Source organism: Hymenobacter sp. R533113, assembly GCF_056835965.1.
In genome coordinates this window covers 291,767-310,455 of the sequence record NZ_JAKWBD010000011.1, presented here as the reverse complement: position 1 = coordinate 310,455, position 18,689 = coordinate 291,767, and the positions used below count along the sequence as shown (strand labels likewise).

Here is an 18,689-nt window from a genome sequence, read left to right as displayed (position 1 = left end):
GAAAAACTAGAGGCTAGTTTCCCCTCTCCCCTAGGAGAGGGGTTAGGGGTGAGGCTGCTAATACCCAGGGTTCTGCGTGAGCTGCCCACCACTCAAATCAATCTGCGCCTGCGGAATGGGGAATAGCTCGTGTTTGCCTTTCACGAAGGTTTTGCCCTGGGCTGCGAAAATCGGGACGATGCGGCCGGGCTGTACGCCTTCCTGACGCACCAGGTCAAAGAACCGGTCGTGTTCGAGGGCTAGCTCCACGCGGCGCTCCTGCCAGATCTGCTGGAGCGTGGGGGCCGTTCTGGCTCCCAGACCAGCACGGGTACGGACGGCGTTCAGGCTGGTAGCGGCCGCGGCGGCATTGCCGATTTGCAGCGCGGCCTCAGCGTTGATGAGCAATATTTCCCCGTAGCGCAGCACCCGAATGTTCTTGGGCAGGTAGTCGTTGTTGCCGCAGTTGGCTTCGCGGGTGCGGCTGTGGTAGGCTTTGTAGCTGTAGCGGAAGCCTTCCACGGAATCTTTGCTGGGAATGCGGAAACCGTCCCAGAGCACGGTGCCGGTGGAGCGCTGCCCAGCGGGGGCCGTGGGCTGAATGAAGATAATGGTGCCAGCGCGGCGCACGTCGCCTGGCTCGTAGGCATTGGCCAGGGATACGGTGGGCGTGTTGAAGCCGAAACCTAAGTCGGCCCAGCCGCCCCGGCCGCCAGCGCGCGGACCCTGCGATACGGTGTAGAGCTCCACGGCCGAGTTGTTGCAGGCCGCATTGACGCCCGCCTGCACCTCAAATAGGGACTCCGGACCATTGGCGCCCGCCGTACGCCAGATTTCGGCGTAGTTGGGTTGCAAGGCATACGCGCCCGACCGGCCCTGAATAATCTCGTTGGTCAGCGTAAAGGCCTGCTGATAATTGCGGCGGTACAGATACACTTTGGCCAGCATGCCCTGCGCGGCGGCTTTGGTGGCACGGCCGGTTTGGGTAGCGCCTTTCAGGGGTAGGTTATCGGCGGCGAACTGTAAGTCGCTGATAACAAAATCGTAAATCTGCTCAGCGGTGGCGCGCTGCTGAAACTCCGGGCTGTTGATTTCCGAGGTTAGCGGCACCCGGTCGAGCAGGGGCACGCCCCCGAACAAGCGAACCAGGTTGAAGTAGAAGTAGCCGCGCAGGAAGCGCACTTCCCCAATAAGGCGGTTTTTCGTGTCCTCGGGAGCGGGGCTCAGCGGAATTTTGTCGAGGGCCTGGTTGGCGCGGGCTATGGCCTGGAAGTAGCCATTCCACGCGTTGTTGGGCGTGCCATTGGCGGCCGTGAGGGTGAAGTTGTCGATGGTGAGGGCGTCACCGTAGTCGGCGGGAGTACTGCCTTTATCGGAGTCGTCGGAGGCAATATCCGTCATGATAACGTGCTGCAAGCCATGGACGTCGGGGCCAAAACCGCCCAGGTACATAACGTTGTACACGCCATCAACCAGCTTTTGGGCGGCGGCTGGGTCAGTCCGGATGGCGTCTTCGCTGAGCTGGCCCTGGGGGGCTACGTCGAGGAAATCTTTGCAGCCGCTAACGAGCGCCAGAGTCAGGGCCAAGGCGGCCGTGCCGGCGCGGCGCGGGAAGGAGGTGGGAAGTGAGAAATACATCGGCGTAGCTTATTTGAAGTTGATGTTCAGCCCCAGCGTGATGGTGCGGCTAATGGGGTACGAACTAGTAGTGCTGGTAAAGCTGTCAATGCCCGAATCCAGAGGACCACCGGCCAGTTCGGGCGAGAAGCCGGTGTAGTCGGTGATGGTGAATACGTTTTGCGCCGAGGCAAACACCCGGAATGCCGTCATGCGGAAACGCTCCAGGGAAGCGCCAGGCACGGTGTATCCCAGAACGACGTTCGTGAGGCGTATAAATGACCCCGACTCCAGGAAGTAAGTCGAGTTGGGCATACTGCTCATCAAGGAGCGCGGGTCGGTGTTGGAAGGGTTGGCCGCTGTCCACCGGTCGTTGGCGAAGCTGGCTTCCACATTGTCGTTGGTGGAGTTGCGCTGCTGCTTTTTGGCGTTGTAGACTTTGTTGTTCAGATTGCCCGAAAACACGAAGGAGAAGTCCACGTTGCGGAAATTTAGCCCCCCATTGATGCCGAAGTAGATGGGTGGCTGATAGGAGCCAAAGTAAGAGCGGTCCTGTAAGTCAACCACGCCGTCGTCGTTGGTGTCGGCGTACTTGAGGTCGCCTACCTGGGGGTTGAACGTGGAGCGGGGGCCGCTGGCAATTTCATCGGCCGTTTGATATACGCCAATGGCATCGAGCAGGAAGAAGCTGCCGGCGGCCACGCCGTTATCGGAGCGCGTTACGTTGTTAGTGCCAGCAAACAAGGCCTGCCCACCGTTCAGGTTGGCAATACGGTTCTTATTGAAGGTGGCATTTACCCCAATGTTGTAGCTCCAGTCAGGGCTTTCGCCAATACTCGTGCGCCAGTTCAGGCCGGCTTCGATGCCCTTGTTGGTGATGTCGGCGGCGTTGGTGATAAACTGGTTGTTTGGGTCGCCGAGGATACCGGGAATGTTGATCGGAATCAGCGCGTCGGAGGTGGTCTTGTCGTAATAGGTTACTTCGCCGGTCAGGCGGTTATCGAGCAAGCCAAACTCCACGGCAACGTCGTACTCCGTGGTGGTTTCCCAGCGCACATTCTGGTCTTTGATTTCCGTGATGGTAGCGCCCAGCACCGGCTGGCCATTGAACACGTACGGAATATTCGTGTTGGCCGTCACGATATAGGTGTTGGCCGGAATCTGGTCGTTGCCGAGCTGGCCGAAGCTGGCCCGCAGCTTCAGGAAGTTCAGCAGGCTGTTATCCTTCAGAAAGGCCTCGTCCGACACTACCCAGCCCAAACCCACCGAGGGAAAAAAACCGTTGCGCTCATCACGGTTAAAGCGCGAAGTAGCATCGTGGCGCAGGTTGGTCGTGAACAGGTAGCGGTCGAGGAAGGCGTAGTTGATACGGCCCAAATAAGAGATGCGCCGATCCTTGGAAGCGTTCGAGCCGTTCACCGACGAGTTGGGGTCGCCGGCCACAATGTACCACTGGTCGCGGTCGACGGGCACATCGCGGCGGCCAGCCGTGAACTCATTATCAAGGCCTTCTTCTACCACGTTGCCCACCAGCACGGTCAGGTTGTGCTTGTCATTGAAGCGCTGCTGGAACGTGGCCGTGTTCTCCCACAAATAGCGGTAGTTGTTGTTGTTGGTCACGTTCAGGTCGCTGCGGTCCCGCCTCTGGTTGCCGCCGGCGGTCAGGAAAGTATTCTCGTCGTTGAGGTAGCGGAAGTCATACACGCGGCGGTTGTTGTAGTTCAGGTCCACGTTGATGGCCGAGCGCAGCGTCAGCCAGGTGACAGGCTTTACATCAATGCCCACGTTGCCCTGCAAACGGTTTTCCGCGGACCGATTATCGTTTTGCTCGATGTCGATCAGTGGGTTGCCCACGTTGCCAAAGGCCGAGGTATTGCCGTAGCGGTCGTTTTGCTTGGCCGGAATGATGGGCGCCGCCCGGTAAGCGTTGCCGTAGGCGGCGCCAATGTTCACGTCGCGGGTATTGGCGTGGCTAAAGGAGGCCTGGGAGCTAATCGTGACCTTGTCGGAAATATCGAAAGCCGTATTGGAGCGCACCGTCAGGCGCTGAAACTTGTTATTGATGACAATACCATCATCCTGCAGCAGGTTGCCGGAGAAGTAGTAACGCACGTTTTCACTGGCGCCCGACACGGCCAGGTTATGGTTCTGGAAGGTGCTGCGGCGCAGAAGTTCGTCGTACCAGTTCGTAGTACCCGAGAAGGTAGGAATGGTAGTGTTGGGCGAAATGTCGCGGAGGTAGCTTACGTACTGCTCCGAGCTGGCCATATCCACGAGGCGCGCGGCCTGCTTGAAGCCGCCGGTGGCGCTGTAGCTCAGCACCGGCTTGCCCAGCTTGCCTTGCTTGGTGGTGATAATAATGACGCCATTTGCCCCTCGGACGCCATAAATGGCCGCCGCCGAGGCGTCTTTCAGCACGTCGATGGTTTCAATATCGGCGTTGCTCAGGTTACGAATATCGGTGGTCTGCACCCCGTCTACCACGTACAGCGGGTTGGCGCCGGCCAGCAGCGTACCCGTACCCCGAATGCGCACCACGGGCTGGGAGTTAGGCGAGCCGTTATTGGTAATTTGTACTCCGGCAATCTTGCCCTGCAAGGCCTGGGTAGCAGTTTGCACCGGCTGATTCACAATTTCAGTGCCTTCTACCCGCGCTATCGCCCCGGTCAGGTCGCGCTTGGCCTGGGTGCCGTAGCCGGTTACCACTACCTCGCCGAGAGCCTGCGTATTGGGCGCCAGATTGATGTCGATAGTGGTGCGCCCGCCGATGACTACTTCCTGCGGGTTGTAGCCCACAAAAGAGAATACCAGCGTCGCATTGTCCGGGGCGGTGATGGTGTAACGGCCTTCGGGGTCGGTGCTGGTGCCATTGGTGGTGCCTTTTACCACCACGTTCACGCCGGGCAGGCCGCCGCCGGTTTCGTCAATCACGCGGCCGGTTACGGTGACGTCGGCCGGCGTTTGGGCCAGACTGGCACTCGTTGCGGGCGCTGCGGTGGCTGCCGCGCTATTGGTGCACAATACAACGCCTAACCCAACCAGGGCCGCGAATTGCTGCACACGCCTGGGAAGCCCAGGAAACTGTAAAATAGGGGCCATATAAGCTAGTGGTTTGGGGTGGGAAAGAAGATGCAGAAGGATGTTCCGGGTTCGTAAGTGCCCCTGATGAAGGGCTCGTCAATTGTAACTACAATCAGGTCAGGGGAAGCACAATCGTTTGCAGAGCTAGCCAGTCCTGATTCGACCAAGGACCACGTAGTATTAAAAGCGATGAATCAAATTTCTCTCTGCTCCTCGCCGGTGGTGACAGCGGTTAGGATTCTACCTTTGGCCCTCGGAAATCAGTCAAACGATAGGCAGCAAAACGAGAAAGGACGCAACTATTTGCTCAGCAATAGGAGGGTTGCGTTGGGCTGGTTGGGGGGCTTTTTGAATAGCCTGGGCACTGCATTTCCCCTGTCCAGCAGATCGGTTGCGGCTTGATTTTATGCGGCACTGAGGCTCCGAATAAACACAGCCGTAGAAGCAGTACTGATCTATACTTCGTAAGGTTGTGCGAACGAAGTATTAATTGATTCAGAAGATAAGATACAAAAAAAGGTTGGCGAAAACTCGCCAACCTAATTGCTCTTTGCGTTGCGTACTTTTTGAAGTGAGAATCAGGGGGTAACGTTAAAAATGCCCCCCAGCCGGGCTGATGCTAGCGTTCCAGCTTAAAGTCTTTGTCCAGGGCCGGGCGCTCCGGCTGGTTGGCTACCGCCCAGCCCGTCAGGTAGATCCAGCGCGTAACAGCAGTTAGCTTCTGAATATTGATGCGCTCGGGCTCGTCCTTGGGCGTGTGATAGTCCTTGTGCAGCAGCGTAGTATAGCAGATAGCCGGAATATTCAGGCGGGCATAAGAAAGGTGGTCGGAGCGGAAATACCAGCCTTCCGGGTGCGTAGGCTTATCCCAGAGCGTGTCCAGCTTAAACCGAGCGCTGGCCTGGTTGGCAGCCAGGGCAGTATTAACCAAGCTGAGCGAGTTGCGGTGGGGCGGCTGCGAGCCGAGCAAGGCTGCGCTGTCCGGCGCGTTGCGACCCAGCATCTCCGCATTGAGCACCGCCACAATCGACTCGCGCGGCACCGTAGGGTTGGCGGCATAGTAGCGCGAGCCCAGCAAGCCGCGCTCCTCGGCCCCGTGAAATACGAACAGGGCCGTGCGCTTGGCCGGCTTCTGCTTGAAAGCGCGCATGGTAGCGAGCAAGGCCGCGCAACCCGTAGCATTATCGTCGGCACCGTTCCAGATAGAGTCGCCAGCCACGGTCTTGCGCACGCCGTCGTGGTCTTGGTGGGTGCTGAACAAGACGTTTTCCTTCTTTAGCTGCGCATCGGTGCCGGGCACGGTGGCCACAATGTTCACCGACGGATAAGCGAAGCTTTCCACCTTGAGCATGGCGGTGAGCTGCTGACCCGGCTGGCGTACCCAGGTCAGCGCCTCGGCGGGCAGCCAGATGGTGGGCGCTTGGTCTACTACGCGCGTGCTGGCATCGCCGGGCAAGCCATAGCGCCCACGCTCGTAGCTGGTGGTCCAGTTTTCGTAGAGATTCTGGGCCCGCGCATCCGACACAAATACCACGGCCACGGCGCCCGCTTTCACCAGCTCCACCGACTTATCGCGCATAGTTTGGCCCACAAACCGGCGGTAACTCAACTCAGCTGCTGGCGTACCCGAAAAGAGGATGGCTACCGCCTTGCCCTTCACGTCCACATTGGCCATTTCGGTGGCCGTACCGGTGCCCACAAATACCAGGGGGGCATTTATGGTCGCCACGCCAGGGGCCAGAATCATGGCGTCCTTGCCGTGGGTGAGCTGGTGAGTGCCGATGCTCAGGCGGCTGTCTTTGGTGAGACGGGTGCGCTGAATATGGAAAAACTGGAAGTAGGTGCCATCGTCGCCGGCGGGTTGCAAACCAATGGCGCGGGCCTGCTCGGCTATCCATACCGATGCTTTCAGCTCATCCAGCGTACCGCCCTCCCGGCCCCGAAAATGGTCCCCGCCGATGGCAAACAAGTCGCGCTTTAAATCTTCTTCCTTAATAGCCGAGCGCTTGTCGCCGGCAAAAGGGCTACGCTGCGCAGTGGCTGAGCCGCTGTTTAGGAGTAACAGTGCCAGCAAACTTCCGGGCAGAAGACGACGAGAAAGTATAGTCTGCTTCATAGAGGGGGAGGGAGAAATTCCAACTAAGTTTTCACTGAAGAACGTCATGCTTCGACAAGCGGACGCCAGATGCAGCATGACGTTCTATTGTTTGATGAGTGTCTTAATTTCTATGCTAGGACTTCATACGTCATGATGGGCTTGGCTTTGTTCTTCAGGCTGACCTCGCCCACCTGCCGGCACTGAAACGACTCCTTGATCTTGTTATACGTCGCTTCGGTTACGATAATCTGGCCGGGCTGGGCCGCGCCCTGGAGGCGCTGACTTACGTTTACGGTGTCGCCTATTACGGTGTAATCCAGGCGCTTAAGCGAGGCGGAGCCAATGTTGCCGGATACCATTTCGCCGGTGTTGATGCCAATAGATACCTGGGGCTGATAGGCTGAGCCATCGGGCAAGGTGCCGGGGCTGGCAGCCAATAAGCTGCGCACCGACAGCGCCGCGTCGATGGCGCGGTCGAGGTGGTACTCGCCCCGGAACACGGCCATCACGGCGTCGCCCATAAACTTGTCGATGTAGCCGCTGTGGGCGATAATCTCGCGCACCATCTGGTCGAAGTAGGTATTGAGCATGTTCACTACATCGCCGGGGGGCAAAACTTCCGACAACGACGTAAAGCCGCAGATATCAATGAAAACCACCGTGGCTTCGATGGTTTCGCTGGCCAGCAGCTTGTTTTCGAAGTCGGGGCGGGCCATGAAATTGAGCACCGTCTCGTCCACGTACATTTTCAGGATGTTATTTTCCTGAATGGCCTGGAGCGTTTCGCGCAGCTGCTTTACCTGCACGATGGTTTTCTCGATGGTCAGCTCTAAATCATTGAAATCGACGGGTTTGCACACGAAGTCGAAGGCGCCGCGGTTCATGGCCGTGCGGATGTTCTGCATGTCGCCGTAGGCCGAAACCATTACCGTTTTAATCGCGGTATGCGCATCGTGCAGCTTGGTAAGCATGGTCAGCCCATCCATCACGGGCATGTTGATATCGGACAGAATGATGTCCGTATCGGGGTTTTCCGCTACGCGGTTAAGTGCTTCCTGCCCATTGCTGGCAAACAGAAACTCGTAGTGATTTTCCCGGATTTTACGCCTGAATTTCTGCTTAATCAGCAGCTCCAAATCGGCTTCGTCATCTACAACTAAAATCTTTGTTCTCATGCCTTTTCCATGGAAATCAACTTTTCCTTTAGGGCTGCGAAGTCTACTGGTTTGGTTAGAAAGGCATTGGCGCCCAGCTGCATAGCTTGCCGGTGGCTTTCCTGATCCGCGTAGGCCGTAATCATCATGACCGTAGGCGGGGGTGGCATAGGATGCTCCTGCTTGATGCGCCGCAGCAGCTCCAGGCCGCTCATGCCGGGCATGTTGATGTCCGACAAGATCAGAACAACCTCGGAGTAGTGGTCATGCAGGTACTCCAGGGCTTCCTCACCCGAATAAGCAAAGGTGAAGGAGAATACGCCACTGCGGATTTCTCGCCGAAAACGCTGCTCAAATAGCTGGCGCACGTCTGTCTCATCATCAACTACTAGTATTTTCATCATGGCGAAGGTAGTACTACTGGAAGAGGAAGTTATCCTTAAACGGGGCCGATTAACAATCTGTCAAAAGTAAGCTTCTGGCATTACTAAATAACTGATGTTACGCACGGAGTAGGCCAAGTTGGTGGTACATGGCTTTGAGGCCCACGGCGTAGAGCTGGGCTTTGAGGCGAAAATGGCCCATCCCACACTTGAGTTTGAGTATCTCGAGCTTGGTGTAGGCCAGCACGGCCGCGAAGAAATGATTGGCCTGCGTGGTCAGGGTTTTGGTGGGCGATTTGCCCATGGAGGCATTCTGTTTGAGCGATTTATGATATTCTTCCACTTTCCACCGTCTCTGGTAAATCGCAGTCAACTGGGCCTGGTTCAAGTCGGTGTCGCTGCTGACCAGATATAACACGCCCTGGCTGCCGTCTTGGTTTGTCAAGACGTGCCTGCTCACCAGCACCGCCTCTTGGACGGCCCGCAAATAGACCCGCAGGGGCTGCGTATCGGGAAACACCAGCGTTTGCACGGCCTGAAACTGGCCTTGCGCCCGTGCCGCTTCGCTCAGGGCCACGGTGCGGGAGGATTCGAGGGCAAAGACGAAATGGTGGCCCAGGGCTCGCACCAAGCTCATGTTCTCGGCCGAGGCATACCAAGTATCGGCCAGCAGGTAGCGGTAAGCCACTTGTTGCTGGGCCACGCGCAGCATCTGCTGCAGGTACTCGTTCTTGGTAAAGGCACTTTGATAGCTGGTTTGCTGGGTCTTGGCATGGTAGACCGGGACCGTTTTGCGCACCAGCTCGACGGCCAGCGGCAGGGCCAACTCGCCGGCCTGGTAGAGCAGGCTGACGAAATTCAAGCCCTTCACGTAGCGCTGCTGGCTGTGGTCCCAGTGGGTGCAAATCAGCTCGTTGGCAGCGGTATGGGCCTTTTCCAGAATCGAATCGTCGACGATAAGCACCGCAAATTCCTCGGCTCCACGCTGGGCTTCGGCCTGGCGAATCAGCGGCTTGGCCGCTCGCCAAATAGCGGCCGAGCCCCACGCGGTGCTGCTCAGCCAGCGCGTGATCTGGTCGTGGCTCAAGGCCCCGTCTACCAGGCGCGACAAGCCCGTGGCCGTTGTCGGACCCGTCGAACTCAACAAATAATCCGTGTACAAGTCCAGCGTGCAAGTCGTCATAAGCGTAGTAAACGGGCAGAAGCCGACTCTGACTGCGTAACAGCAGTAAATAAGACACCTTTTGACCAAATCGCCTCAAATGATTTGAGGCGGCGGCATCAGGAAGCAGTTTTAAGCAACATCAGGACAGAACAGAGCGCATCCTAGTGTATACTTATAGTGGTGGAACAACAAACAAGAACGTCATGCAGAGCATTCCGCGCATGAAGCGGCAACGAAGCATCTGGCGTGCTGATGTTGGAGTGGTAATCAGCCCTAAACAGACGGTCATGCTCCAACTAGAACATCATGCTTGATCTGGCGTCCGCGGAGTCGAAGCATCTCTACTGGTTAGTAATCCCAACCGTTGCTCAACGAAGCGGTAAAGATGCTTCGACTCCGCGAACGCCAGATCAAGCATGACCGCCTTCTTAGGTTGAGTTAGCACAGCAACATCAGCACGCCAGATGCTTCACTTCATTCTGCATGACCGCCTTTTTGGTTGTACTTCGGGAAAACTTCGCAAACGAAACCTAACCAACTGCTGGCGCCGGATTCTGATTGTTGGGCGGGGTGAAAGGCTGGGCGTCCACGGAGGCAGTGAGGGCGGGGGGAGCGCTGGTTACTTCGGGGTGCATGGGACACACGTAGGTAGCGGCGGCCGTAGCGCCGGCAGCTGGGGCCACGTTCACGGTGAAGTCGGCGGTGTGAATTTGCCCCCCATGATTAAACTGGAGGAACACGCGGTATGAGCCAGCCTGCTCGAAGCCCGTCTGGAAGCCGATGCTGGGGCCGCGGTTGGCGCCGGCGTCGCCGGGGTGCACGTGCAGATACTTCTCCGTATCCTCGCTGATAACGACCATGTGGCCCAGGGCCCCGAGGTAGTTATCGGGATTGGTAACGGGCTGGCCGTTGCGGCTCACATTTACTTGCAGGGCCAGGGGCTGCCCCACCTGTGCCGGCTTATCGAACGACAAGACCGCCTCATAGCCGTTTTTCTACCACTGCATCTGGTCTTTGGTAACCTTCACCGGGGCTTTCTTGGCGCCACTTACGGTTACCACCTGGCGGCCCAACTGCTGGGCGCCGCCCTCGGGCTGGTAGTCTGGGTAGAGCACGTAGTCGCCGCCGGTTTTGAAGGTAAAGGGTGCGTTATACTGGCCCGCCGCCGTAAACTCGGGGTGCTCGTGGAAGAACTCTGATAAGTCCTTGCTCACGATAATGAGGTGGATTTTCTTCTCGTGCACCACGGCCAGCGGCACGGGCGACTTCTCCTGGCCTTCGATCTGGGGCAGGAAAGACAGCGTAACTGGTTTGCCCGCGGCGAGCTGAGCCGGCTCCGAGGTGAAAGCCATGCGGTAGGTTTTGCCGTCGTTGTTGGCGCCGTCGGTGTGCTCCAGGTTCATGCCGCACTTAGGGCATTCACCGGGCTCGTTGCTCACCACTTCGGGGTGCATGGGTAAGTGTAGATATGCTCACCGGCGTGGGTAGCGCTGGCCTCCGCGCCATGCTCGTGGCCGTGGCCGTCAGTAGCATTTGTAACTATTTGGGTGCCAGTGGAGGCGTTGCCGGAGCAACTGGTAGTTGAAAAGGCGAGGCCGGTCAGAAGCAGGCCTACGGGCAATAGGGTTTTCATAAAAAGTGAAAGTGAGTAAGAGGGAAGAATGCCGTGGGGGGCATTTTGGGGATTACAATAGGGAGGAAAAAAGGCGCTGGCACTGATAAAGAGGCGCGCTGAAAGGCACGCAAAAAGGTCCGCGCCCACCCACGGCCAAGCCGGGGCAGCGCGGACCTTTACAGACGCGGAGCCTTAAATCGTTATAGTAAAAGGCGGCTACTCGCCCAATGTCATTGAGGTGGAAAAAGACAAGCCCGTGCAGCTCAACTTCTACCGCGACGAGGACAACGGCTGCTCCGAGGAACTGTTGTTACCCGACTTTCAGATTCGGCGCGAGCTGGCTCCTTTCCAAACGACGGCCGTGGAGTTGCTGCCCCGGCAGGCAGGCCTATTTGAGTTTACCTGTGGTATGCATATGCTGCGCGGCCAACTGGTTGTTAAATAACCGCTTATAGATCGGAGCTGCTTGGCTGCTGTTTCGGGTGGCGTCTATTCAAGGTTATTTGCGAAGCTGGGGGGCTTTTTCTCGTACTTAGGGTCAAGAAATAGGTAACTACGCCGGAGCTATCCTGCGTATGCTGCTGTTACAACGCCATGACCGAAACCGACCCCTTCCGCCGCCCCGATCTGCTGCGCCTGCCCTACGATGATTACCGCGCTCTGCCGGCCATTGCCAACTCCGACCTCTCACGGCTGCGCGACGCCCTGAACGGCCGCTATCAGAAGCCGGCTTCCATGTCGGGCGCGCTGGGGTTAGGAACAGCGTTCCACACGGCCTTATTAGAGCCTGCTCTGTACGAGCCCGGTTTGCCCGGCATCAATGATACGCTGGTGTGGTGGATGGTGGAAGGCGTACAGCTCAACCCCGAGATAAAGCAACTGCTGGCCACCGGCGTGCCCGAGCCCAGCTGCATCTTCACCGAGCCTACCACCCAAACTGTCTGTAAGCTCCGCGCCGACTTAGTGGTGCCCGAAACCGACCGTGGCTATACCATTATCGACTTTAAAACCACCAACGCCCGCGACTACGACCACTTCCTGTGGCAGTGCTCCGGCTACGACTACGACCGCCAGGCTGCCTTTTACCTCGATGCCCTCCACGCCGACCGCTTCCTGCTGGTAGGTGTGCAGAAAGTGGAGCCCTTCAAGCTCTTCACAGTAGAAGTGTCGCGGACTATGCTGGGGGAAGGCCGGGCCAAATACCTGCACCTGCTGCATTTGCTTCAGCCCAAAGCCGAAGTGCCCGCTTATCTGTCGGAAGCGGTGCGCGATATTACCGAAGGCTTGAACGGGGAGTAACGCGGAAATCCGTTCCGCGTTGAGAAGAGCGATAAGCCACGCGGTAGCAGTCGTATGCTAGCCGGTTTGGGCCGTTATGTTCTGCACTTCAAAGCCCGCCGCCCGCAATGCTTTTCGGAGGTCGTCCTGGCTGGGCGCATCGGGGTGGGTAACGGCTACCTCGACTTCGCCGGGCTCTATCCGGTCTACGAGCAGCTTTAGCCCGGTGAGCAGCTGGCGCACCTGCCCGATGCTCTCGGTATCCCGCATAGCATCAATTTGCAGGATATAGCGGACCAGCTGGGTTGGGTTGACGTTGGGAGCAGGAGTGTCCATGGTATGGATTAAAAAAGGAGAAGATAAATTCATAAGCTTACTGCATCTACAAGCTACTTGTTACGCTGAGCTTAGGCACAGACTCAGACTCAGGTATCGTAGCTAATAGCCGCTACCTCTACTAGTTCCTCTTGCGGCCCCAAGCGCAGCGCGACGCGTTGGCCCAGTTTTGCCCCCTGCACGGCCTTCGCGATGGGCGCCACAAAGGCTACTTTGCCTTCCGCCACCGAGGCCTCATCTACGCCTACCAGCGTAAACTTTCGCTCGAAGCCGGGCTTGCCGCCGCTCACGGTATGCAGCGTGACCGTTGCACCAAAGCGAACTTCATTGGCCGGCTGCTGGCGCGGATCAACCACTTTGGCGCTGGCAATGCGGGCGGTAAGGTCGCTGAGGCGGCCGTTGAACAGGCTAAGCAGGCGGGTGCGGTCGGCGTCGTTGTCGCGGTTGGCTTCGGCCTGGGCGCGTTCTGCTTCCAGGACGGTTAGCTCGGCGCGGAGCAGCTCCAGGCCGTGGGGCGTTACGTAGTTGGGCGTGCCGGGTGGCAATGCGGCCCTGGGCGGAATAAGGGGAGGCTGCTGGGCGTCATCCTCCTTGGTAAATGCTCGGCTCATGTTGCTTGCTAACGCAGCACCGAAACGGGAGTTGCGAACTATGGTCTGGGGGGCAAATAGTGGGCTTCGCAGCTCGTCATTAGCTGTTTAACCCAAGCCCGACGTTAGCGAAATCTTTAAACCAACGCTGCAACCCGCCGTAACTTCTGGCACAGCATTCAACAGTATACTAATACTAGCGCAACTATCATGACAAATACTAGCGCAACTATCATGACAAACAAGCAAAACTTCGCCCTTATCACGGGTGCAACCCAAGGCATCGGTCACGAACTGGCCAAATGCTTCGCCCAAGACGGTTACAACCTGGTTATTGTGGCCCGCCACTTCGATGAGCTGGACCGCATGGCTACCGAGTTCAGCCAGAAATATGATATTGATGTATGCTTCATTGCTAAAGACCTGTTCCGGCCAGAGGCTCCGTTTGAAGTATATGAGGAGGTGAAAAAGCGTGGCATTCAGGTGAATGCTTTAGTAAACAATGCCGGCCAGGGTCAATACGGCGAGTTCATTGACACCGACATCAACCGCGAGCTGGATATTATTCAGCTCAACATTGGCGCTTACGTCACGCTCACCAAGTGCTTCTTGCAAGACATGGTAGCCCGCGGCGAAGGTAAAATCTTGATGGTATCCAGCATTGGCGGTGAGCTGCCCGGCCCACTTCAGGCCGTATATCACGGCACCAAAGCCTTCATCACGTCTTTCACTGAGGCCATCCGCGCCGAAAACAAAGACCGCAACATTACCATCACTGCGCTGCTGCCCGGCGTCACCGACACCGACTTCTTCAACAAAGCCGACATGACCGAGTCGAAGCTGGTGAAGGAAGGCAGCAAAGCCGACCCCGCCAAAGTGGCCCAGGATGGCTACGAAGCCCTGAGAGCCGGTAAAGACAAAATTGTGTCTGGTTTCAAGAACAAAGTCATGGTAGCCACCAGCCACCTCATGCCCGATGATATGGTAGCGGAAAATATGCTCCAGCAGGGCAAGCCCGTGGGCTCCGACAAGTAGAGCAACTTAATCGCACAAAAATGCCCCCCAGCAACTACCATATAGTCGCTGGGGGGCTTTTCTGTGTGATTAAGCCAGCACCAGCTAGCGGCTCGGCTCGTCGGCCGAAGGACCGTAGATAGAAGGCACGGGCACATCCAGCAGGCGCAGATACACGCTAAGCTGGCCCCGATGGTGAATAAGATGGCTCAGAAAATACGTCCGCACAACCTCGGTCCGGGGCTGGCTGAACACAATGTGGTTGCCGTTGCGGAAAGTCCAGACGTACTCGAAGTCCTCGGCGTGGGCGTGTGCTAAGGCCGTGCGGGCCGCGGCGCCGTTGGTTTCGAGGCGTTGGAGCAGCGCGGCGCGGCTGGTGGCCGGCGCGTCTTCTTCGTCGGCCTCGCTGGCCATGTCGTATTCGGGCGTATCGAAGGTAGGAGCTACCCAGGCCAGCACATTGGCCGTGTGCGAAGCCAGCTGAATCAATGTCATGGACTTGACGTGCGGCTGCCAGCCAAAGTGCTCCTCCGGCAGGCGTTCGAGCAAGCGGCGCGTCAGCTCTAGTTCGTGGTCGAGTTCGGGCAACAAAGTTTGGGCCAGGGGCGTGGGGCTGGCAGTGGCAGTTAGCATAGCTGAGTGGGGTTAAATGAACGATACCCAAACCTAGCGGCCCCTAGTGACAGTCCTATGTCAGCACCCAAATGCTACTCACAAAAATGTTGGTGTGCCTCCTCCGCCAGCTCCTGCATCCGCTGCTTCAGCTCCGGCGGCGACACCACCGTTACTTGGTTTGTAAACATGAGCAGCCAGCGGGCCAAATATTCGAGGCAGCCCACCAGAAAGGTCATTTCGCGCCAGCCATTGGGTAATAGCTGTTCGTGGGTCCAGCCAAAGTAGTGCTTGTTTTCTTCCACGTGCGCCATGGCCTCAGGCGCAAAGCGCACGACTACCGCCTGGGCCTGCCGCCCCTGCGCCTGCTCCTGCCAGTACGACTGCAAGGTGTCGGGGCGGGGGGCAAAATGCTCGTCGCACAGGTGGAGGGCAGCAATGCGGTCCAAGCGAAAATCCCGGAACTCTTGGCGCAGCCGGCAAAACGCTACCACGTGCCAGTATTGCCCAAAGTACACGCCAATGGGCTCCACATCGCGCTGAGTAGCCACGCCGTGGTAACCGGCGCGGTAATCCAGGCGCACAACCTGCTGTTGGGCAATGCTGGTAAGCAAAAGCTGATGCGTATTCGTTGTGGGGGGCAAAATCGGGGTACGCGCCACGCGGGGCTGGAGCACCGTAATGCGCGGACTAAGCGCCTCCAGGTAGTCACGGTCGGGGCGGCGCAGCACGGCGCGTAGCTTGTCCATAGCCGCGTGGCTGAGCTGGGCGGTGTGCGCGTCGGTAAGCTGAGATACTAGTTTTTCAGCCGTGCTCAGGGCCGTGGCTTCTTCCCGCGTGAACATGACTGGGGGCAGCCGGTAGCCCTCGGCCAAGGAATAGCCCACGCCCGGCTCCCCGCATAGCGGTACGCCCGCTTCTTCCAGGGTGCGCAAGTCGCGGTACACGGTGCGCAAACTCACGCCAAATCGCTCAGCCAGGTCTTGGCCTTTCACGCTGCGCTTGGCTTGCAGCTGAATCAGAATGGCGGTGATGCGGTCGAAGCGGTTCATAGGACGAAAAGCAAAGCAGTCAGGCCTGAAATTTCACCACGCAGGGGCAGTTGCATATGTGTAGCTATGCCCGCTCACAAATCCTTTACAATAACTAAAATATTTAGCTAAAAGTAAAGAAATAAGTGAATATCCCGATGCCTACTGACATAGGGCTGTCACTTGCTCCGGCGTTCTTTACAGCATCAAAACAGAGGATTATTACTCTAGAAACTCGCTTTTTCACTGTTAACGCTACGCCAATGCAAAAAATGTTAGCATGCTCCGTTCGCCGGCTCTTTGTCGCCCCTTTTCCGCTGTCAGCAGTGGAAGTTTTCCAAACCAACGTAAGCTCCCCGCTACTGGCTACCACTATCATTCGGGCGCTGCAAAATCAATTTACAAGCCTCAAAGCCACCTTCGACCTAGACGATTGCGACCGGGTGCTACGGGTGCAAAGCCCGTATGGCGAGCCGGCGTTGTGGGCGCAAGTCGCCGCGCTAGTGCGCGGGTTTGGAGTACAGATTGAAGTGCTGCCGGACTGAGTGTATTGAGTGGGAAGTGCCAGCAGTAAGCGGCTCAACAAGCTGGCATGACCGAATCGAAGCTGGTAAAATATCCTGCTCTCCTCAGTAGCTTTACCGTTGTGCTTTTGTTTGCAGTCAAACCATCTGTTATGTTCGTTTCAGACCACTACTTAGCTCAGCAATTAGAACGGATGGGTTGTGCACCGTTTCTGGCTGAGTTAGATGGAGAGCCGATAGCTGCCGGGGGCTTATTTATCTACGACAGCGTGGTCCTGCTGGCGGGCGCTAGCACCGTACCCGAAGGCCGCCGGAGCCCAGCAAGCCTTATTAAACGCCCGCTTACACTACGCAGCGGAGCAAGGCTGCACCCTTGCCATGATGGGCGCTTCGCCCGGTAGCCAATCGCAGCGCAACGCCGAAAAACAGGGCTTCCGGATTGCTTATACGCGCATTAAGTGGAAGCTGTAAACCACAGTAACAAACCCGGTAAGCAGCTCGGAGTACGCATAGGAATGCAAAGTAGCTACATCTACTACCCTCAGAGTCAGGAGCTTTTTAATGATCAAAAACCCGTTGCCCACCTTAATCCCACAGTCGGCGTTTTTTTAAAACTTGGCTTGAGTTCCCGGGTCGCCCTTGTGCCGGAGCTGCTGTATGGCCGCAGTAGCAGCACGCAGAGCGTTACTATCCGCCCCGATGCCTCCAACGATTACTACATCATTCAAAAAAGTATAGAGGCCTCTTACGTGCGGCTGCCCATTACATTGCGCTACACCTTTGGTCGGCCGGGGCGCCGGGTTCGGCCTTATCTGGAGGGAGGCTATATTGTGGGAGCCTCTTTCGGTACTAAGTCGCGCTACTCACAGGTACCGGCCGGAACAGTGAATATCAATCAAACCCGGACAGAAGACTACCCTATTGACCGGCTGATGCTCGGGTCCTATGCAGGTGCTGGCATCGATTTTTACTCACCTTTCGGCATTTGGGGAGTGTCAGCCCGAGTAGAGGGGCTTTCCCTCAACGGCTCCTACGTAACCAATTATATCTACGTCGACACTCGTTGCCTAACGCTTACTTACACTTTGCGTTAGCTCAGATGCTTGGTTGTAGGTGATCCGTGCTTTTGCGCCGCGTTGCCGCCAGGCATAAAAGCCAGCTGCAACTCCTGCTACCAGTGCCGCACCCAGCCACGCTTTACTACCAGCAGAACTTGAGTAGTAACGGTGGCCGCCGGAAATATCGGTGCCGTGCGGGGCGGGCTGGGGGGCAAATATGCTGCCTTCGCTAACCGGCGCCGGATCGGCCCGGCGCTGGGCAAGGTTGATAAAGCGCAGCATCGACCACTGCGTAACGCCCGGTGCAACGGCGCGAAATACCCGCATCACCCTACCCGACCAGCCCACCATTACGCTGGGGCGGGGCCGTTGGGCCAAAGCTACCAACGTATCGGCGACCTGCTGGGGGGCAAATATGGGCGGCGCGGGCTTCACGACCTTGCCCGAATAATTGGCGCCGTGCTGAAAGCCGGGTGTATCCACAAAAGCCGGATACACGCTGCACACGTGGATGTCGGGTGAGTCGAGCAGCTCGGTACGCAGGGCTTCGGCCATGCCGCGCAGCCCAAACTTACTGGTGCTGTAAGCTACCGTATAAGGCATTGGCACCCAGGCGCCCAGAGAGTTCATAAAGATAAGTACCCCATGCTGCTGACGCCGAAAGTAGGGCAGCACGGCATAGGCGCCATACAGACTTCCCAGAATGTTAACGCGCAACACCTGCTCGTGGGCGGCCAGCGGGGTTTTGTCAAAATCACCGACTGCTCCCGTTCCGACGTTATTTATCCAAACATCAATTTGCCCCCCAAAGGCCGCGGCAGCTTCCGCTAAGTGGGCTACGGCCTGAGCATCGGTTACGTCGGTGGGTACTGGCAGAGCGGCACCGCCGAGTCGCTCACATTCGGCGGCTACTTCGGCCAGCACTTCGGCCCGGCGGGCGGCCAACACCAGGGTAGCACCGTGGCGGGCGAAGGTGAGGGCCGCGGCCCGGCCGATACCACTGGTAGCGCCTGTGATGACTACCGTAGCGCCGCGGAGGTTACGTCTGTTCATAGCTGTGGAAAGTAGGAGAGAAGGACTCTACAGTCTAACGACCACCCGGAGGCGAGGTTATGGCTCAGGTTAATTTCTGCCTCGGCAAAGCATAGATGCTG

The 18,689-nt window shown here is 57.6% G+C and carries 19 protein-coding genes; 5 read left to right on the top strand and 14 right to left on the bottom strand.

The genetic code is table 11. The features are described 5' to 3' along the window. Nucleotides 1-57 precede the first annotated feature (57 nt). From MKZ35_RS08425 to MKZ35_RS08385, 9 genes are all read right to left on the bottom strand, one after another. Nucleotides 58-1,617 carry a RagB/SusD family nutrient uptake outer membrane protein gene (locus MKZ35_RS08425; RefSeq protein ID WP_482512781.1) on the bottom strand — a complete coding sequence of 520 codons (1,560 nt, stop codon included), beginning with the start codon at nt 1,615-1,617 and terminating at the stop codon, nt 58-60. Nucleotides 1,618-1,626: 9 nt separating this feature from the next. Next, nucleotides 1,627-4,695 carry a SusC/RagA family TonB-linked outer membrane protein gene (locus MKZ35_RS08420; protein WP_482512780.1) on the bottom strand — a complete coding sequence of 1,023 codons (3,069 nt, stop codon included), beginning with the start codon at nt 4,693-4,695 and terminating at the stop codon, nt 1,627-1,629. A gap of 601 nt (nt 4,696-5,296) precedes the next feature. Further along, nucleotides 5,297-6,793, bottom strand: a complete 1,497-nt coding sequence (locus MKZ35_RS08415; protein ID WP_482512779.1) for a M28 family peptidase — start codon at nt 6,791-6,793, stop codon at nt 5,297-5,299. Nucleotides 6,794-6,903: 110 nt separating this feature from the next. Continuing rightward, complete coding sequence (locus MKZ35_RS08410; RefSeq protein ID WP_482512778.1) at nt 6,904-7,950, bottom strand: adenylate/guanylate cyclase domain-containing protein; 1,047 nt, start codon at nt 7,948-7,950, stop codon at nt 6,904-6,906. Further along, nucleotides 7,947-8,330 carry a response regulator gene (locus MKZ35_RS08405; RefSeq protein WP_482512844.1) on the bottom strand — a complete coding sequence of 128 codons (384 nt, stop codon included), beginning with the start codon at nt 8,328-8,330 and terminating at the stop codon, nt 7,947-7,949. The genes MKZ35_RS08410 and MKZ35_RS08405 overlap by 4 nt, the downstream gene beginning before the upstream one ends. A gap of 100 nt (nt 8,331-8,430) precedes the next feature. After that, nucleotides 8,431-9,495 carry an IS701 family transposase gene (locus MKZ35_RS08400; protein WP_482511431.1) on the bottom strand — a complete coding sequence of 355 codons (1,065 nt, stop codon included), beginning with the start codon at nt 9,493-9,495 and terminating at the stop codon, nt 8,431-8,433. A 512-nt stretch (nt 9,496-10,007) separates the two neighbouring features. Beyond that, the gene (locus MKZ35_RS08395; RefSeq protein WP_482512777.1) at nt 10,008-10,451 is read right to left on the bottom strand and encodes a hypothetical protein; all 444 of its coding nucleotides are present in this window, start codon (nt 10,449-10,451) and stop codon (nt 10,008-10,010) included. 21 nt (nt 10,452-10,472) lie between these two features. Beyond that, nucleotides 10,473-10,931, bottom strand: a complete 459-nt coding sequence (locus MKZ35_RS08390) for a heavy metal-binding domain-containing protein (RefSeq protein ID WP_482512776.1) — start codon at nt 10,929-10,931, stop codon at nt 10,473-10,475. Next, entirely contained in the window at nt 10,913-11,110 is a 198-nt protein-coding gene (locus MKZ35_RS08385; RefSeq protein ID WP_482512775.1) for a hypothetical protein, read from the bottom strand. The genes MKZ35_RS08390 and MKZ35_RS08385 overlap by 19 nt, the downstream gene beginning before the upstream one ends. 178 nt (nt 11,111-11,288) lie before the next feature. Here MKZ35_RS08385 and MKZ35_RS08380 point away from each other — a divergent pair, with 178 nt between their 5' ends. Further along, nucleotides 11,289-11,537: a cupredoxin domain-containing protein gene (locus tag MKZ35_RS08380; protein ID WP_482512843.1), complete on the top strand. Its 249-nt coding sequence runs from the start codon at nt 11,289-11,291 to the stop codon at nt 11,535-11,537. 149 nt (nt 11,538-11,686) lie between these two features. Beyond that, nucleotides 11,687-12,391 (top strand): PD-(D/E)XK nuclease-like domain-containing protein, encoded by a 705-nt coding sequence (locus MKZ35_RS08375; protein ID WP_482512774.1) that lies wholly within the window; start codon nt 11,687-11,689, stop codon nt 12,389-12,391. 57 nt (nt 12,392-12,448) lie between these two features. Here the strand turns inward: MKZ35_RS08375 and MKZ35_RS08370 are convergent, their stop codons facing one another. Both MKZ35_RS08370 and MKZ35_RS08365 read right to left on the bottom strand, forming a co-directional pair. After that, entirely contained in the window at nt 12,449-12,706 is a 258-nt protein-coding gene (locus MKZ35_RS08370) for a hypothetical protein (RefSeq protein ID WP_482512773.1), read from the bottom strand. Nucleotides 12,707-12,795: 89 nt separating this feature from the next. After that, complete coding sequence (locus tag MKZ35_RS08365; protein WP_482512772.1) at nt 12,796-13,317, bottom strand: GreA/GreB family elongation factor; 522 nt, start codon at nt 13,315-13,317, stop codon at nt 12,796-12,798. 213 nt (nt 13,318-13,530) lie between these two features. Between MKZ35_RS08365 and MKZ35_RS08360 the strand changes: the two genes are divergently transcribed. Then, nucleotides 13,531-14,331: an SDR family NAD(P)-dependent oxidoreductase gene (locus MKZ35_RS08360; protein WP_482512771.1), complete on the top strand. Its 801-nt coding sequence runs from the start codon at nt 13,531-13,533 to the stop codon at nt 14,329-14,331. Between the two features lie 84 nt (nt 14,332-14,415). On the opposite strand, the gene MKZ35_RS08355 is transcribed toward MKZ35_RS08360, so the two are convergent. Together MKZ35_RS08355 and MKZ35_RS08350 are read right to left on the bottom strand one after the other, a co-directional pair. Next, complete coding sequence (locus MKZ35_RS08355) at nt 14,416-14,943, bottom strand: DinB family protein (RefSeq protein ID WP_482512770.1); 528 nt, start codon at nt 14,941-14,943, stop codon at nt 14,416-14,418. A gap of 74 nt (nt 14,944-15,017) precedes the next feature. After that, complete coding sequence (locus MKZ35_RS08350; protein ID WP_482512769.1) at nt 15,018-15,974, bottom strand: helix-turn-helix transcriptional regulator; 957 nt, start codon at nt 15,972-15,974, stop codon at nt 15,018-15,020. Between the two features lie 305 nt (nt 15,975-16,279). On the opposite strand from MKZ35_RS08350, the gene MKZ35_RS08345 reads away from it, so the two are divergent. Then, on the top strand, nt 16,280-16,498 hold the full coding sequence (locus MKZ35_RS08345; RefSeq protein ID WP_482512768.1) for a hypothetical protein: 219 nt from the start codon (nt 16,280-16,282) through the stop codon (nt 16,496-16,498). A 494-nt stretch (nt 16,499-16,992) separates the two neighbouring features. Further along, nucleotides 16,993-17,571 carry an outer membrane beta-barrel protein gene (locus tag MKZ35_RS08340; protein WP_482512842.1) on the top strand — a complete coding sequence of 193 codons (579 nt, stop codon included), beginning with the start codon at nt 16,993-16,995 and terminating at the stop codon, nt 17,569-17,571. Here the strand turns inward: MKZ35_RS08340 and MKZ35_RS08335 are convergent. Then, nucleotides 17,545-18,588 carry an SDR family oxidoreductase gene (locus MKZ35_RS08335; RefSeq protein ID WP_482512767.1) on the bottom strand — a complete coding sequence of 348 codons (1,044 nt, stop codon included), beginning with the start codon at nt 18,586-18,588 and terminating at the stop codon, nt 17,545-17,547. The two genes, MKZ35_RS08340 and MKZ35_RS08335, sit on opposite strands and share 27 nt — an antisense overlap. Between the last annotated feature and the right edge of the window lie 101 nt (nt 18,589-18,689).